Here is a 14,574-nt window from a genome sequence, read left to right on the forward strand (position 1 = left end):
ATCTGATGAGCCTCGACACCGGAACGGCCGAGGGAGCGACTGAGCGCCCGGCGCCGCGACGAGAGCACCACCCCGCGCGAAGGAGCGACCGAGCGTGACCCTCGACACCGTCAAGCATGCGACCGAGACCCCTGATGTCGAGCAGCCGTGGGCCGAGCTCGGTCTGAAGAAGGACGAGTACGAGCGGATCCGGGAGATCCTGGGCCGGCGCCCCACGGGGGCGGAGCTGGCGATGTACTCGGTGATGTGGTCCGAGCACTGCTCGTACAAGAGCAGCAAGGTCCACCTGAAGCAGTTCGGTGAGAAGGCGCCGGAGAACGATGCGCTGCTCGTCGGCATCGGTGAGAACGCCGGTGTGGTGGATGTGGGTCAGGGGTATGCGGTGACCTTCAAGGTCGAGTCGCACAACCACCCTTCCTACATCGAGCCGTACCAGGGTGCGGCCACCGGTGTGGGCGGCATCGTCCGCGACATCCTCGCCATGGGTGCCCGTCCGGTCGCGGTGGTGGACCCGCTGCGGTTCGGTGCGGCCGACCATCCCGACACCAAGCGTGTCCTGCCGGGTGTGGTCGCGGGTATCGGCGGCTACGGCAACTGCCTGGGGCTGCCGAACATCGGCGGCGAGGTGGTCTTCGACTCCTGCTACCAGGGCAACCCGCTGGTCAACGCCGGCTGCATCGGTGTGATGCGGCACGAGGACATCCACCTCGCCAAGGCGTCCGGCCCGGGCAACAAGGTCATCCTCTACGGCGCCCGCACCGGTGGTGACGGCATCGGCGGTGTTTCCGTGCTGGCCTCGGAGACCTTCGATGACACCAAGCCCACCAAGCGGCCGGCGGTGCAGGTCGGTGACCCGTTCCAGGAGAAGCTGCTGATCGAGTGCACCCTTGAGATCTTCAAGGAGAAGCTCGTCGCGGGCATCCAGGACCTGGGTGGCGCGGGCCTGTCCTGCGCGACCAGTGAGCTCGCTTCGGCGGGTACGGGTGGTATGCGGGTGGAGCTGGAGACGGTGCCGCTGCGTGATGCGTCGCTCTCGCCGGAGGAGATCCTCATGAGCGAGTCGCAGGAGCGGATGTGCGCGATCGTCGAGCCGCAGCACGTCGACCGTTTCATGGAGATCTGCGAGAAGTGGGACGTCATCGCCACCGTCATCGGTGAGGTCACCGACGGCGAGCGGCTGGAGATCTTCTGGCACGGCGAGCAGATCGTGGACGTGCCCCCGGGCACCGTCGCCCACGAGGGCCCCACCTACCACCGCCCCTACGCCCGCCCCGCCTGGCAGGACGCGCTCCAGGCCGACGACGCGAACAAGCTGCCCCGCCCGCAAAGCTCCGAGGAACTGCGCGAGCAGGTGCTGAAGCTGGTGGCGCATCCGAATCAGGCGTCGAAGGCGTGGATCACCGATCAGTACGACCGGTTCGTGCAGGGCAACACGGTGCTCGCGCAGCCCGAGGATTCGGGCATGATCCGGATCGACGCCGACACGAATCTGGGTGTGGCGATCGCCACCGACGGCAACGGCCGGTACGCGAAGCTCGACCCCTACACCGGTGCGCAGTTGGCGCTGGCGGAGTCGTACCGCAATGTCGCCGCCTCCGGCGCGAAGCCGCTGGCGATCTCGGACTGTCTGAACTTCGGCTCGCCCGAGGACCCGGCGGTGATGTGGCAGTTCGCCGAAGCCACCCGTGGTCTCGCCGACGGCTGCCAGAAGCTCGGCACCCCGGTCACCGGCGGCAACGTCTCCCTCTACAACCAGACCGGTGAGGTGGCGATCCACCCCACCCCGGTCGTCGCCGTCCTCGGTGTGATCGACGACGTCAACCGCCGCACCCCCATCGCCTTCGCGGAAGAGGGCCAGCTGCTTTACCTGCTGGGCGACACGCGTGAGGAGTTCGGCGGCTCGGCATGGTCCGAGGTCGTCCACGGTCACCTCGGCGGCCTGCCGCCGGCGGTGGACCTGGACCGGGAGAAGCTGCTCGGCGAGATCCTGATCGCCGCTTCCCGCGACGGCATGATCGACGCCGCCCACGACCTGTCCGACGGCGGACTGATCCAGGCCGTCACCGAGTCCTGCCTGCGCGGCAACAACGGCGCCCGCCTCATCGTCCCGGACGGGCTGGACGCCTTCACCTTCCTGTTCAGCGAATCGGCCGGCCGCGCGGTCGTCGCCGTCCCCCGCAGCGAGGAACTCCGCTTCACCGACATGTGCGGCGCCCGCGGCCTGCCCGCCACCCGCATCGGCGTCATCGACGGCAACACCATCGACATCCAGGGCCAGTTCACCATCCCCCTGGACGAGCTCCGCCACGCCCACGAAGCAACCATCCCCGGCCTGCTCGCATGAACGAGCCGAAGGCTGTGACCGTCTCCCGCGGGAGGACGGTCACAGCCTTCGGACGGCGGTCAGGGGATCAGCACCCTCCGCCCCACCAGGCGGTGGCCGTGCCGGGCGATGCGTCGCACGACGTCGACCAGCAGGGTGCGTTCGACCTCCTTGATGCGTTCGTGCAGCCGGGACTCGTCGTCCTCGTCCCGGACCTCGACCACGCCCTGGGCGATGACCGGGCCGGTGTCGACGCCGTCGTCCACGAAGTGCACCGTGCACCCGGTGACCTTGACGCCGTACTCCAGTGCGTCGCGGACGCCGTGGGCGCCCGGGAAGCAGGGCAGGAGGGCGGGGTGGGTGTTGATGACCCGGCCGCCGAACCGGGCCAGGAAGTGCTTGCCCAGGATCTTCATGAAGCCGGCCGACACGATGATGTCCGGCTCGTACGCGGCGACCGCCTCGGCGAGCGCCGCGTCCCACGCGTCACGGGAGTCGAAGTCGCCCACCCGGCACACGAAGGTCGGCACCCCCGCCCGTTCGGCCCGTGCCAGACCGGCGATGCCCGGCCGGTCGGCCCCGACGGCGACGACCGTCGCCCCGAAGCCGGCCGGGTCGGCGGCGGACGCGTCGAGAAGAGCCTGGAGGTTCGTACCGCCGCCGGACACCAGGACGACCAGGCGGGCACTCGATGTCTCTCGGAGTGTCATGACAGGGCGTCCACCAGTGCGTCCCCGCGGAGGGTGCGGGAGATCCGCACCTCCCGTCCCTGCCGCTCCCGGGAGAGCAGACCGGCCTGTTCCAGCTGCCGGCAGTGGTACGTCACCGTGCCGGCGGTGCAGTGGAGCATGTCGGCCAGCGTCCCCATGGAGACGGACTGCGTCCCCTTGCGGAGGATGACCGCCCTCAGCTCGCCGAGCGTCAGCGCCAGCGGATCGGCCGACGACGCCTCCTCCGGGTCGGCGCTCCCCCGCAGCAGCCGGCCGAGACCGGCGAGGGGGTACCCGATGTGGGCGTGCCCGTCCGGGTCGACGCGATGGACGCACGCACGTGTCCCGGAGACGAGAGGCGTGAGCGTCATCCTGCGCAGCGGGGTCGCGGGTGTCCGCGGCGCGTTCGCCGGGAGCACGAGATTGCCGTCCGCGAAGGAGATGCGGGGGCTGAGGTCGGCGAGAACCGCGCCCATCGCCCCGGTGACGGAAGCCACACCGATCCGCCCGACCTCCCTTTCGAGGAATGGTTTACTCCGCTGCCACAGCTCGGCCAAGGAGGCCCATACCGCGCGGGCCATAGCGGCGTAGGCGATAAGAAATCGAGACGGATTGTCGATGACTTTGCGCCATACCGGCGGTACTTTTCCGTCATACAGTCGGCCGAGATCGGCGAGCAGCACCTCGGGTGCCGTCTCGGCAATTCTCTGGGTCTCCTCACGGACGCTTCTGCCACCCTCGTCCCCGCTCATCCAGAGAAGGCGGGGAACATGAAGGGTGCCGGTCGAGGTGAGGGGCCCGGCCACGTCCGACAGGTGGTCCGGGCAGGCCGCCCTCAGCGACCTCCGCCAGCCCGCCGGCACTCCCTGCGGCACCCCGAAGGTGTCGGCCAGCAGGGAAAGAACCGACATACCGGGCTCAATAGATACGGATACTGGTATGTCCACACGTGCGCCTACCTGAAGTCGGACGATTTCGTCCACTTCGCTCCCCCGTTTTTCAGTGTTCAGCGGTGACCCGCATGCGATCCGCATGCCGAGGAAGCACCCTCGGCACACCAGGTGTTGCGACCTCGAGGATCTGTCAGTTCGGCGATCTGCGCACCGCGGCCGCTGCCGTGAGCGGCCCGGGCGACCCCGGACGCGGGGCAGGGCCTCCGGCCCCCGGTCCGCCGTCATGGCGCCGGGTCCGGCGGGAAAGGAACGTGCGCATGGTGCTACCTACCCTGCCGAAGCGAATGAGTGCACAGATCGGGCGAGGGCAAGGCACGACACCGTCCCCCCGCACGGCGATCCTCGCCTTCGATCCTTACTCAGCGCCCGGCCGAAGGGCCATCCGAATAGGTTGCCTGATGTTACATTGCACATCTGTGAAGCGGCATCAGAGGTGCGCATCGGCGCCCAATTGCGGCCAAGCCGAGCCAAAGGCTCCCTGCGATTGGGCGAAGGGCCTGTATCGCCAAGCAGTAGTTGAAGGCGATATCTTTATTGATGCCATACCGGATTGCTTGCGGAAACTTCAACTGCTCGTCATGTCCGGCGAGGAGGACGGGCCGGCCCGCGCGGTGCCGCCCCCCGTCGCCGCCGAGGCGGCCCTCCGGCCCCTGGAGGAGGCGATGGCGCGGCTCCGGCGGGAGGCGTCGGAGATCCGGGCCGCCGTGGCGGCGTACGACTCCGTGTACTCCGAGGGCAGGGGCCGTACGAGGGAGAGCCTCACCGTCGTGCACGGCAAGCGCGCCATCCACCACGCGCTGGAGGCCGCCGCGCACAGGTGCGCCACCGAGGTCCTCGTCGCCCAGCCCGGCGGCGGCCTGCCCGCCGAACTGCTGCAGCGGGGCCTCGCGCTGAGCCTGCCGCTGCTCGCCCGGGGGGTGCGCCAGCGCACGCTGTACCAGCACTCCGCACGGACCCACAAGCCGACCCTCACGCACGTCGAGCAGCTCCTCGAGCACGGTGCCGAGGTCCGCACCCTCGCCGAGATGTCCGACCAACTCATCATCTGCGACGAGGACGTGGCGTTCCTCCCGTCCGCGGAGGACGGGGGGCGCGCGATGCTGATCGCGACCCACCCGGACCTGGTCCGGTACCTCCGGGTGATGTTCGAGCGCTCCTGGGCGCAGGCCGCGCCGGTCGACCCGTCGGCGTCCCGGCGGCCGGACAGCCCGTTCATGACCGACCTCCAGCGGACGATCCTGCGGGCCGTTGTCGAGGGCGAGACGGACGAGCGCATCGCCCGCAGGATCGGCCTCAGCCGCAGGACCGTGGTGTCCCACATCCGCAAGGTCGCCGAGCACTTCGGCAGCAACAGTCGCGCCCAACTGGGCTTCCTGCTCGCCGGTTCCGGCCTCCTCGACGACGGCGTCGCCCCCGCGGGCGCTCCGGAGCCCTCGCCGGGCCGCGCCCGCCGGAGCGCCTCGGGCGGCGCGGAGGACGGTGCGGAGGACGGCGCGGAGGACCGCGCGGAGGACCGCGCGGAGGGCGGCACCGCGCCGCACAGACCGGCGTCGCCCTTCACGTCCGACTGACCCGCGCCGGCTCGCTCCCCCGCGCCGCCGGGCCACCCGCACCCGGGTGGCAGCGCTGGCCGCCGGGCGATCGCGCGCACGTACGGTGCCTCACCCGGGAGGGGTGTCCGCCGCCCTGTCCGGCGGCCGCGCCCGCCCCGGCGCACGCCCGCCGCCGCTTTTCCCTGCGGCCACCGGGAAGTGACGCTTCTTCACCTCTGCGCAGCACTGTCGTTTTGCCCTGGTTGAGGCGGAGCCGATTATGCGACGCATTACCAACTCTTTACGCGGGCCCTCCGCAACCTCTCCCGCCCCCGGAGCGGTTGTCACAGCGTCCGATCGTCGGACAGGCACCACCGTCGAACGACCTCCCCCGTCGAAGGAGCACCATGTCCCTCCCCCTGACCCGCCGGATCGCCCGTGCCGCGCTGCTGGTCGCAGCAGGCGCAGCTCCCGTGGTCGGTGCGGCCGGCTCCGCAAGCGCCGTGGACCTCCCCAAAGCCCCCGAGCTGGGCGGCGTGAGCAGCCTCGACACCGCCTCGGCGACCGAGACCGTCAGCGGCGCCACCACCAGCACGACCGGCACGGTCCGCGAGGCCGGCGGCAAGGCGGTGCGGCAGGCCGTGCCCGCCGCCGGCGAGGCCGTCGCCGGGGCGAGCGGCACCGCGACCCCCGCCGCCGAGAAGGCCGCCGGTGACGCGGCCGGCGCCGCCGGCGGGCTGGTGACCGGCGCCGCGGGCGCCGCACCCACCGAGGCGCTCGCCGGCGGCGTACCGGCGGACCTGCCGGTGCGGACCCTCCCGGCGCTGGGCGCGTAACCGCCCGCGGCAGCGCGAAGGGCCCGGGGAGTCACCCTCCCCGGGCCCTTCGGCATGCGTGGCCCGGCCCTCAGCCCAGCCGCTTGACCGCGGCCTCGACCCGCTCGTCGGTGGCCGTGAACGCCACCCGGACGAACCGCTCGCCCGCCGCGCCGTAGAAGTCACCGGGAGCGGCCAGGATGCCCAGGGACGCCAGGTGGGCGACGGTGTCCCAGCAGGGCTCGTCGCGGGTCGCCCACAGGTAGAGGCTGGCCTCGCTGTGCTCGATCCGGAAGCCGTGCGCCTCCAGCGCCGTGCGCAGCGCACCGCGCCGGGCCGCGTAGCGGGCGCGCTGCTCGGCCACGTGCGCGTCGTCGCCGAGCGCCGCGACCGTCGCCGCCTGCACCGGCGCGGGCGTCATCATCCCGCCGTGCTTGCGGATGCGCAGCAGCTCGCCGAGGACGTCCGCGTCACCCGCGATGAAGGCGGCACGGTAGCCGGCCAGGTTGGAGCGCTTGGACAGCGAGTGGACGGCGACGATCCCCTCGTACGACCCGCCGCACACGTCGGGGTGCAGGACGGAGACGGGGTCGGCCTCCCAGCCGAGCTCCAGGTAGCACTCGTCGCTGAAGACCAGGACGCCGTGCTCGCGCGCCCAGGCGACGATCCGGATCAGCTCGTCCTTGGGGACGACCTTGCCGGTCGGGTTGGACGGCGAGTTCAGCCACAGCAGCTTCAGCCCGGCCGGGTCCAGCTCCGTCGGGTCGTCGTAGACGACGGGGGTCGCGCCGCACAGCCGGGCGCCGACCTCGTACGTCGGGTAGGCGAGCCGCGGGTACGCCACCGTGTCGCCGGCGCCCAGGCCCAGCTGGGTCGGCAGCCAGGCCACCAGCTCCTTGGAGCCGACGACCGGCAGGACGTTGGTGTGCGCGACGCCGCGCGCGCCGAGGCGCCGCTCGCACCAGCCGGTGAGCGCGTCCCGCAGCTCGGGGGTCCCCCACACCGTCGGATAGCCCGGCGAGTCCGCCGCGGCCACCAGCGCCCGCCGGACCACCTCGGGAACGGGGTCCACCGGGGTGCCGACGGACAGGTCCACGATGCCGTCCGGGTGGGCCATGGCCGTCTTCTTGTACGGCTCGAGCCTGTCCCACGGGAAGACGGGGAGGCGTGAGGAGACGGGGGAGGACACGGTGCTCGCTTTCTTCTGCGTCAGGGGTGATACGCGTCGGTCCCGTACAGCGGCGGGGGCCGTACGGGACCGAGGATGCGCTATCAGCCGTTCTGCGGCGGCAGGGCGGCGATGAACGGGTGGTCGCGCTCGATCAGGCCCAGCTTCGAGGCGCCACCGGGCGAGCCGAGGTCGTCGAAGAACTCGACGTTCGCCTTGTAGTAGTCCTTCCACTCCTCAGGAGTGTCGTCCTCGTAGAAGATCGCCTCGACCGGGCAGACCGGCTCACAAGCACCGCAGTCGACGCATTCGTCCGGGTGGATGTACAAGGACCGCTGGCCCTCGTAGATGCAGTCGACGGGGCACTCCTCGATGCATGCCTTGTCTTTGACGTCGACACAAGGCTGCGCGATGACGTAGGTCACGCTGGTCGTTCCTCCTCGGTAGGGCTGTGTGCGCGGGAGCGCGGCGTCGTCGATGCCCGCACCTAGTATCTCCGTTCTCGGGACGGAACCGAACAGGAGGGGCGGACACAGCTGTGGAATTCACTGCGGGCGGACGGCTGGAGGTCCGGATCGACCCCTCTGACGTGGGTAAACGAGTCTCCGTCCGCCGGTTGAGCGACACCGGAGCACGGCCGGAGACGTTCACCGACACGGTCGGTGTTCTCACATCATGGACCGGCGGTGTGCTGCTGATCACACGACGGACCGGCGAAACCGTCCGCATCGCGGAATCGTCGCTGGTCGCGGGCAAGGTCGTGCCTCCCGCGCCCGCCCGCCGCAGGGGCCCCGCGGCCGGGTTCGAGGAACTCGCGAGGGTGACCGCCCGGGCCTGGCCGCCGGTGGAGGCCGAACCGCTCGGGGAGTGGACCCTGCGGGCGGCCTCGGGCTTCACGCGCCGGGCCAACTCGGTGCTCCCGCTCGGCGACCCGGGCATGCCGCTCGACGACGCCCTGGCCCGCGCGCGTGCCTGGTACGAGGAGCGGGGCCTGCCCCCGTACGTCCAGGTGGCGACCGGCGCGGAGGGCACCCAGGAGCCGCTGTGCGCGGCGCTGGAGGAGCGGGGCTGGCGCCGTGAGGTCACGGCGGAGGTACGCGTCGGGGGCCTGGCCCCCGTCGGTGACCTGGAGCCCGGTGACGTACGGCTGTCGAGGTCGGTCGACGAGGCGTGGCTGCGCCGCTACAACCGGTCGGGCGTCCCCGGCCCCCACGTCCTGGGCGTCCTGAACGGCGGCCCGTCGGTGTGGTTCGCCTCGGTGCCCGGTGCGGGCGGTGTGCCCGCCGCCGTCGGGCGGTGCGTGGTCGACGGGCGGTGGGCCGGTTTCATGGCGGTCGAGGTGGATCCGGAGCAGCGGCGGCGCGGCCTCGGCACCGCCGTGATGGCGGCGCTCGCCCGGCGGGCGCTGGAGGAGGGCGCGTCCGCGGCCTGGCTCCAGGTGGAGACCGACAACCGGGCCGCCCTCGCGCTGTACGAGGGGCTGGGCTTCGCGGTCCACCACCTCTACCACCACTTCCGATCTCCCGAAGCGGGTACGTGAGGCGTATGCACACCACCGAGTGGCGCCGCCGGTTCGCCGAGGAGGCCCGCGAGGAACGGCCCGACCTCGCGGCGCTCTGCCTGCTGGTGGGCGCGGAGGCGGACCCGGCGCTGGGCCAGGCCGGGATGGACGCCGCCGAGATCGAACTGGACCGGCTGGCCGGGCTGCTGCCGTACGGGCTGCGCGGCCCCCGCTCGTGGGTCACCGCGCTCGCCGGGCTCCTCGGTGAGCGGTGCGGCTTCCACGGCACGCCGGGCGACTACCAGCGGCTGGACTCGTCGCTGCTGCACGAGGTGCTGCGGCGGCGCCGGGGTCTGCCCATCCTGCTGTCCGTCGTCTGGATCGAGGTGGCGCGGCGGGCGGGCGCCCCGGTGTACGGGGTGGCGCTGCCCGGGCACTTCGTGGTCGGCTTCGGCGATCCCGGGGAGGGGGTGCTGGCGGACCCGTTCGCCGGCGGCCGGGCGCTGACCGGGGCGGACGCGGAGCTGCTGGTGGCGGGGGCGACGGGTGAGCGTCTGCACCCGTCGATGCTGACGCCCGCGGACCCGTTGCAGATCGTGCAGCGGATCCTCAACAACATCCGCGCCTGGGCCTCGGTGCGCCCCGAGCGCTCGGACGTCGCCCTGTGGGCGGTCGAGCTGTCGCTGCTGATGCCCGCGCACCCCGCCCGGCTGCGCTACGAGCGTGCGCAGCTGCTGGTCCAGCGGGGCGACTTCCTGACCGGCGCGGCGGAGATGGACGCGTACGCCGAGGTGGTGGCGCCCGTCGAACCGGCCGTGGCGGAGTCGGTGCGCCACCGCGCCCGGGCGGCCCGCGCGCGTCTGAACTGACGCCGGCCGCCCGGGGCCGGCGGGCGCCGGCGCGGGCGGTCGGCTCCTGCGGGGTCAGTCGCGGTCCACGTGCCGGCGTACGACCTTGCCGGTCCTCGCGTCGACGTCGTACGTCGTCTTGTTCCAGTCGCCGGTGGTGACCACGTCCACGGACCACACGGCGTCGTCCGGCTGGAGGGCCGTGACGGTGCCCTTCGTCCGGCCGGTGGCCGTGTCGGCGGCCTGCCGCGGGGTGACCGTGGCGGCGGCGAGGCGGGCGGTGAGTTCCCGCTTGTCGTCCTGGTCCTGGCCGGGGTCGACGCGCGACTCGGTCACCTGGCCGGAGACGGCGTCGACGCGCACGGTGTGGAGGGTGCCGTCCGGGGCGGCCACGGCGGTGTCCCACTCGGGGGTGCGGGGGCCGGCACCGGGGCTGGCGACGGTGGGGCGCGCCCACCGCAGTTCGATCTCGGTGAGTCTCCCGTCCCGTACGCCGGCGACCGCCGTCCCGGCCGCCTTGTCCCACGGGATCTCGGTGGCCTGGATCAGGGCCTTGCGTTCGGCCTGGTCGCGGGTGGTGCGGCGGGGCGGCGCGGTGGCGGTGGCGGTGCCGGGCGCGGAGGGCGCGGCGGCGGTGACGCGCGGTTCGTCCGCGTTCCCGCAACCGGTGAGGAGCGGGGCCGTCGCGGCGGCGGCGCACACGGCGACGGCGGCGGGCAGACCGCGGAGGCGGAACTGTCGGGTCATGTCCGCACCGGTAACCCCCGCGGCGCCCGCGCATGCCGGGCCGGACTCACCCGAAAGGCCCCCCGCCCGGGAGGGGCGGGGGCCTTTCTCGGCGGGGCGGGGGCCGCGCGGGGCGCGGGCCCGGGGGGCCGGCCGGCGCCGGGGCGGGCCGACCATGGCCCGGTGGGTCAGCCCTGGGGGTCGAGCTCGATCGTCTCGGTGCGTTCGGCCGGGGTCTTGCCGAGCAGGGCCTTCTGCATCGCGTGGGCCACGTCGTCGGCGGAGACCTCGTGCTGCTTGCCGTCGCCCTTGGTGATCAAGACGCCTTCGAAGACCCCGTCGAGGAGCTTCTCGATCGCCTGCTTGTCGTAGACCTCCACCAGACGGCCGTTGATCGGCTTCATGGAGAGGATCTGCGGCAGCGACCTGGAGGGCCCGAACTGGATCTCCTTGCCACCCGCCCTGATCGTCACCCGTGCGGACATCGCCGGCTCGGCGAACTCCTTCATCGCCCGGTCCAGTTCGGCCTGGGTGATGGTCGGCTCCTTGGCGACGACGGGCAGTTCGACCGGGTTCGTCCGGCCCGTCTCGACCTGGGCGCGGTAGGCGTCCCGCACCGAGATCATCGAACGCTGCACGTCCAGGGCCTTGCCGGCCTTGCCCGGCACGGCGACCGCCTTGTCGGGCTCGAACCGGATCGTTCCCTCGGTGACCGAGCCGGACGTGCCCGCCAGGTCGGTCAGGGCGACGCTCAGCTTCTCCTCGTCGACCAGGATGACCGGCTGGGCGACCCGCTCGCCGCCGAAGAGGGACCCGATCACGGAGACCGGGTTGTAGTCGGCGCCCGCGGCGGCCCGCACGGTCTCCTGAGCGTCCAGGGACAGTCCGGCCTTCTCCGGGGACAGCTCCTCCTTCTTGCCGCCCACGCTGAGCTGGAGCGGGGCGGTCGCCCACTCGCCGAAGGCGGTCTCCAGCTTCTGCACCGCCTGCTCCTTGGTCCCGCCGCCGATGTCGACGCCGAGGACCGTGGTGCCCTTCGGCACGTCGGAGTGGTTGAGGAGCAGACCGGCGCCGTACGCGACGACCAGCAGGGCGACCGCCGCCACGCCGAGGAGGACCACCTTGGAGCGGCCCTTCTTCTGCGGGCGGGCGGCCGCGGGGGCGGGCGACGGCGCGGGGGCCGGGGCGGGCGGCGCGGGGGCGGCCGCGGGCTCCGGGCCGTCGAAGACATCGTCGTACGGCCCGGGGGCCGGGTCGGAGGCCACCTGCGCCGGGCCCGAGACGGGGAACGGCGAGGGAGAGCGGTGCTCCGGCGGCACCACGGGGATGCCGCTGGTGAGCGTGTCGCCGGAGACGTGGCCGCCGGCCGGCGGGCCCTGCTCGTAGGGCGGCTCGTAGTCCGTCTCGTAGCCGGGCTCGAACCCCGGTCCGGGCGCGGGCTGCTGCGGGGTCAGTACGGCGGTGTCGTCGGACATCCACGGCGCCCGGCCCTGTCCGGTGCCGCCGGGGACCGGGCTCATGGTGCCGGTCACCGGGCCGGTGGTCGGACCGTTCGGGTGCGCGCCGCCCGGGCGCGCGGGGCCGCCGGGCGGCGGCGCGTCGGCCGCCAGGTCCGCGAGGGAGCTGTGCGGGCGCGGCGCGTCCGGCGCCTGCGGACCGTTCGGGCCCTGGGGTCCGTTCGGGTTCTGCATGCCGCCGGGCGTCTGCGCGCCGCCGCGGGCCTGCACGCCGTTCGGGGCCGCGGAGGGGTGCGGAACGCCGCCCGCGGACGGCTGCGCGGGCTGCTGCTCCGGCGAGGACCCGGGCGCCGGGGCGGACTGCCGGTCCTGCGCGGGCGCGGGGGCGGACGCCGGGGGCTTGCGGGGGGCGAACCAGTCGCTGGCGGGCTTCTCCTCCGCCTGCGGCTCCTCCACCGGCTCCGGCGGCGCGGCCGCGGGCGGCCGCTCGGCGGTGGGCCGGGGAGCCGGAGCGGCTCCGGCGGCGGCCGCGTCGCTCTCGCTCACCGGCTTGCGCATGACGACCGGCGGGATCGGCCGCGAGCCGGGGATGTTGATCCGGATGCGGGTGGTCAGCGTGGTCTCGGTCCTGGGCTCGTCCGGCTCCGCGGCGGCGGCTCCGGTGCCCTCCTCCGGTGCGTCCTGCGTCGGGTGCAGCGACGGATACTGGCGCGATCCGTACGGCGGTGTACCCGAGGGGTACGCGGCTCCGCCGCGCCCCTGCGGGCCGGAGGACGAACTGTCAGTTTCACGACTCAAAGCAGGTTCTCCCGGTTGGCTCCGCCGCCCGCTCTTACACGTGCGGGCGCTCGGCGGCGCGCACCACCATACTGGCCACCGCCGCCGGGTATCCCCCGACCAGGGCAAGCCGAACGGTCATTCCGCCCCAAGTCAGGGCACGTCACGCCCCAAGTGCCCCGGATCGGTCGCCATGATGGGGAACCCGCGGGATCGTGGCGCACATCACAGCGACCACCATGCCGCCGATGACGTACACCAGCTCGGCGAGGCCGCCCCAGAAGACCTGGTCGCCCTCCGGGCGGCCGAGGCTCAGCAGCACCACGGCGAGCAGCCAGCCGGCGCCCGGCGCCATCACGCCGGTCTGCGTGCCGGTCGCGCGCAGCCCGCCGTAGAAGAGACCCGCACAGGCCGCCAGCGCCAGCAGCAACCCGCCCGGGAAGAAGGCCCCGTGGACCAGCGCGCCGGCGACCCCGACCACGGCGCCGAGCACGACCAGTCCGGCGTACGCGGCGATCCGCCCGGCCTTCGCACCGCCGCTCATGACGTCACCCCGGCGAACAGGTCGTCCTCGCGCCGGCCGGCCGGGGCGCCGCCGACTCCCCGTACCAACTGGTAGTACTCGGTGGCGAGGATGGGCTGGCCCAGGTCGTTGGAGAGCGCGAAGTAGTCGCCCTCCACGGCGATCTGCGTGGCGTGGGCGCGCATGGCGGCCACCTTCCGTCGGGCGTGGTCCGCCCCGCCGATCTCGGCGGTGACGAGGGTGTCGTCGACGACGCCGGGCACGTCGCCGACGTCGGCGGTGCGGGGGAAGACCCCCGCCGCCCGCAGCCGGGCGAAGCCCTCCTCGGCGACCGAGCGCGGCACCCGGTTCCAGTAGATCTTGTCGATCGTGTGCGGGCGGCCGAGGCCGGGCCGGAAGTGCGGCTCGGCGGCGAGGTCGGCGGCGCGCATCGCGACGCGGTGGGCCTGGATGTGGTCGGGGTGTCCGTACCCGCCGTCCGGGTCGTAGGTCACCAGGACCTGCGGCCGGACGGCCCGGACGATCTCGACGAGGTACGCGGCGGCCTCGTCCACGTCCGCGTTCCAGAAGGCGCCGTCGCGGTGGTTCTGCTCGGCGCCCATCATCCCGGAGTCGCGGAACCGGCCGGGGCCGCCGAGGAAGCGGTGGTCGATGACGCCCAGCTCCTTCATCGCGGCGGCCAGTTCACCGGCGCGATGGGGGCCGAGCCGGTCCTCCCGGTCGGGTGCCAGGTGGGCGAGGGCGGGCGGGATGACCTCGCCCTCCTCGCCGCGTGTGCAGGTCACCAGGGTGACCCGGGCACCCTCGGCCGCGTACTTGGCCATGGTGGTGCCGTTGTTGATCGACTCGTCGTCGGGGTGCGCGTGCACCAGGAGCAGACGACGGGCGGGGAGTTCCGTCATACGGACACTCTAAGAGGCCGCATCGGCGAACCCGCCGACGGTGAGCGTGCGTGCCGGGCGCCGGCGGCGGGACGGGGCTCCGGCGGCACCATCTAGAACTTGAGGCCGCCGATCATGCCCGCGACATTGGTCGTCAGCTCACTGATGGTCGGGGCGATGGAGGAACTCGCCAGGTAGAAGCCGAGCAGCATGCAGACGACCGCGTGGCCGGCCTTCAGGCCGGACTTCCGGATCAGCAGGAAGACGACGATCGCCAGCAGCACCACCGCCGAAATCGAGAGTGCCACGGCGGTTCACCTCCATACGTGTTCGTTCCGGACCGGGCAGGGCGCACGTGCC

14 protein-coding genes are annotated in these 14,574 nt (G+C 72.9%); 5 read left to right on the forward strand and 9 right to left on the reverse strand.

Going from position 1 to position 14,574, the window contains the following annotated elements; genetic code table 11:
- Positions 1-94: 94 nt before the first annotated feature.
- Entirely contained in the window at positions 95-2,344 is a 2,250-nt protein-coding gene (gene purL / locus A4V12_RS06550; protein WP_064068263.1) for a phosphoribosylformylglycinamidine synthase subunit PurL, read from the forward strand.
- A 59-nt stretch (positions 2,345-2,403) separates the two neighbouring features.
- Here purL and purN read toward each other — a convergent pair whose 3' ends face one another.
- Both purN and A4V12_RS06560 read right to left on the reverse strand, forming a co-directional pair.
- Positions 2,404-3,033 (reverse strand): phosphoribosylglycinamide formyltransferase, encoded by a 630-nt coding sequence (purN, locus tag A4V12_RS06555; RefSeq protein WP_064068264.1) that lies wholly within the window; start codon positions 3,031-3,033, stop codon positions 2,404-2,406.
- Positions 3,030-3,944 carry a MarR family transcriptional regulator gene (locus tag A4V12_RS06560; protein ID WP_064068265.1) on the reverse strand — a complete coding sequence of 305 codons (915 nt, stop codon included), beginning with the start codon at positions 3,942-3,944 and terminating at the stop codon, positions 3,030-3,032. The genes purN and A4V12_RS06560 overlap by 4 nt, the downstream gene beginning before the upstream one ends.
- A gap of 596 nt (positions 3,945-4,540) precedes the next feature.
- Between A4V12_RS06560 and A4V12_RS06565 the strand changes: the two genes are divergently transcribed.
- Both A4V12_RS06565 and A4V12_RS06570 read left to right on the forward strand, forming a co-directional pair.
- Positions 4,541-5,557: a LuxR C-terminal-related transcriptional regulator gene (locus A4V12_RS06565; RefSeq protein WP_159028828.1), complete on the forward strand. Its 1,017-nt coding sequence runs from the start codon at positions 4,541-4,543 to the stop codon at positions 5,555-5,557.
- Between the two features lie 368 nt (positions 5,558-5,925).
- Positions 5,926-6,354, forward strand: coding sequence for a hypothetical protein (locus tag A4V12_RS06570; protein WP_064068267.1), 429 nt, complete (start codon positions 5,926-5,928; stop codon positions 6,352-6,354).
- A gap of 70 nt (positions 6,355-6,424) precedes the next feature.
- Here the strand turns inward: A4V12_RS06570 and A4V12_RS06575 are convergent, their stop codons facing one another.
- Complete coding sequence (locus A4V12_RS06575; RefSeq protein WP_064068268.1) at positions 6,425-7,522, reverse strand: bifunctional succinyldiaminopimelate transaminase/glutamate-prephenate aminotransferase; 1,098 nt, start codon at positions 7,520-7,522, stop codon at positions 6,425-6,427.
- A gap of 83 nt (positions 7,523-7,605) precedes the next feature.
- A complete protein-coding gene (gene fdxA, locus A4V12_RS06580) occupies positions 7,606-7,926 on the reverse strand; it encodes a ferredoxin (RefSeq protein WP_031078476.1) in 321 nt (106 codons plus the stop codon).
- Positions 7,927-8,039: 113 nt separating this feature from the next.
- Here fdxA and A4V12_RS06585 point away from each other — a divergent pair, with 113 nt between their 5' ends.
- Both A4V12_RS06585 and A4V12_RS06590 read left to right on the forward strand, forming a co-directional pair.
- On the forward strand, positions 8,040-9,041 hold the full coding sequence (locus A4V12_RS06585) for a GNAT family N-acetyltransferase (protein ID WP_064068269.1): 1,002 nt from the start codon (positions 8,040-8,042) through the stop codon (positions 9,039-9,041).
- Positions 9,042-9,046: 5 nt separating this feature from the next.
- Positions 9,047-9,871, forward strand: a complete 825-nt coding sequence (locus A4V12_RS06590) for a transglutaminase-like domain-containing protein (protein ID WP_064068270.1) — start codon at positions 9,047-9,049, stop codon at positions 9,869-9,871.
- 54 nt (positions 9,872-9,925) lie between these two features.
- Here the strand turns inward: A4V12_RS06590 and A4V12_RS06595 are convergent, their stop codons facing one another.
- The 5 genes from A4V12_RS06595 to A4V12_RS06615 all read right to left on the reverse strand — a co-directional run bounded on the left by A4V12_RS06595 (position 9,926) and on the right by A4V12_RS06615 (position 14,522).
- Positions 9,926-10,597, reverse strand: coding sequence for a PepSY domain-containing protein (locus tag A4V12_RS06595; protein ID WP_064068271.1), 672 nt, complete (start codon positions 10,595-10,597; stop codon positions 9,926-9,928).
- Positions 10,598-10,764: 167 nt separating this feature from the next.
- Positions 10,765-12,831 (reverse strand): hypothetical protein, encoded by a 2,067-nt coding sequence (locus tag A4V12_RS06600; RefSeq protein WP_064068272.1) that lies wholly within the window; start codon positions 12,829-12,831, stop codon positions 10,765-10,767.
- Between the two features lie 142 nt (positions 12,832-12,973).
- Positions 12,974-13,354 (reverse strand): DUF6113 family protein, encoded by a 381-nt coding sequence (locus A4V12_RS06605; RefSeq protein ID WP_064068273.1) that lies wholly within the window; start codon positions 13,352-13,354, stop codon positions 12,974-12,976.
- Complete coding sequence (gene mshB / locus A4V12_RS06610; RefSeq protein WP_064068274.1) at positions 13,351-14,235, reverse strand: N-acetyl-1-D-myo-inositol-2-amino-2-deoxy-alpha-D-glucopyranoside deacetylase; 885 nt, start codon at positions 14,233-14,235, stop codon at positions 13,351-13,353. Before mshB ends, A4V12_RS06605 begins: the two co-directional genes overlap by 4 nt.
- A gap of 92 nt (positions 14,236-14,327) precedes the next feature.
- Positions 14,328-14,522 carry a DUF2304 family protein gene (locus A4V12_RS06615; RefSeq protein WP_064068275.1) on the reverse strand — a complete coding sequence of 65 codons (195 nt, stop codon included), beginning with the start codon at positions 14,520-14,522 and terminating at the stop codon, positions 14,328-14,330.
- Positions 14,523-14,574: the final 52 nt, after the last annotated feature.

The sequence above is a fragment of the Streptomyces noursei genome (assembly GCF_001646665.1).
Taxonomy (GTDB): Bacteria; Actinomycetota; Actinomycetes; order Streptomycetales; family Streptomycetaceae; genus Streptomyces; species Streptomyces lavendulocolor.

What these genes read in the sequence shown, in the direction of transcription:
- purN (WP_064068264.1), bottom strand. Translation starts at nt 3,033, where the DNA reads ATGACACTCCGAGAGACATCGAGTGCCCGCCTGGTCGTCCTGGTGTCC.
- A4V12_RS06560 (WP_064068265.1), bottom strand. Translation starts at nt 3,944, where the DNA reads ATGTCGGTTCTTTCCCTGCTGGCCGACACCTTCGGGGTGCCGCAGGGA.
- A4V12_RS06570 (WP_064068267.1), top strand. Translation starts at nt 5,926, where the DNA reads ATGTCCCTCCCCCTGACCCGCCGGATCGCCCGTGCCGCGCTGCTGGTC.
- A4V12_RS06590 (WP_064068270.1), top strand. Translation starts at nt 9,047, where the DNA reads ATGCACACCACCGAGTGGCGCCGCCGGTTCGCCGAGGAGGCCCGCGAG.
- A4V12_RS06595 (WP_064068271.1), bottom strand. Translation starts at nt 10,597, where the DNA reads ATGACCCGACAGTTCCGCCTCCGCGGTCTGCCCGCCGCCGTCGCCGTG.
- A4V12_RS06605 (WP_064068273.1), bottom strand. Translation starts at nt 13,354, where the DNA reads ATGAGCGGCGGTGCGAAGGCCGGGCGGATCGCCGCGTACGCCGGACTG.
- mshB (WP_064068274.1), bottom strand. Translation starts at nt 14,235, where the DNA reads ATGACGGAACTCCCCGCCCGTCGTCTGCTCCTGGTGCACGCGCACCCC.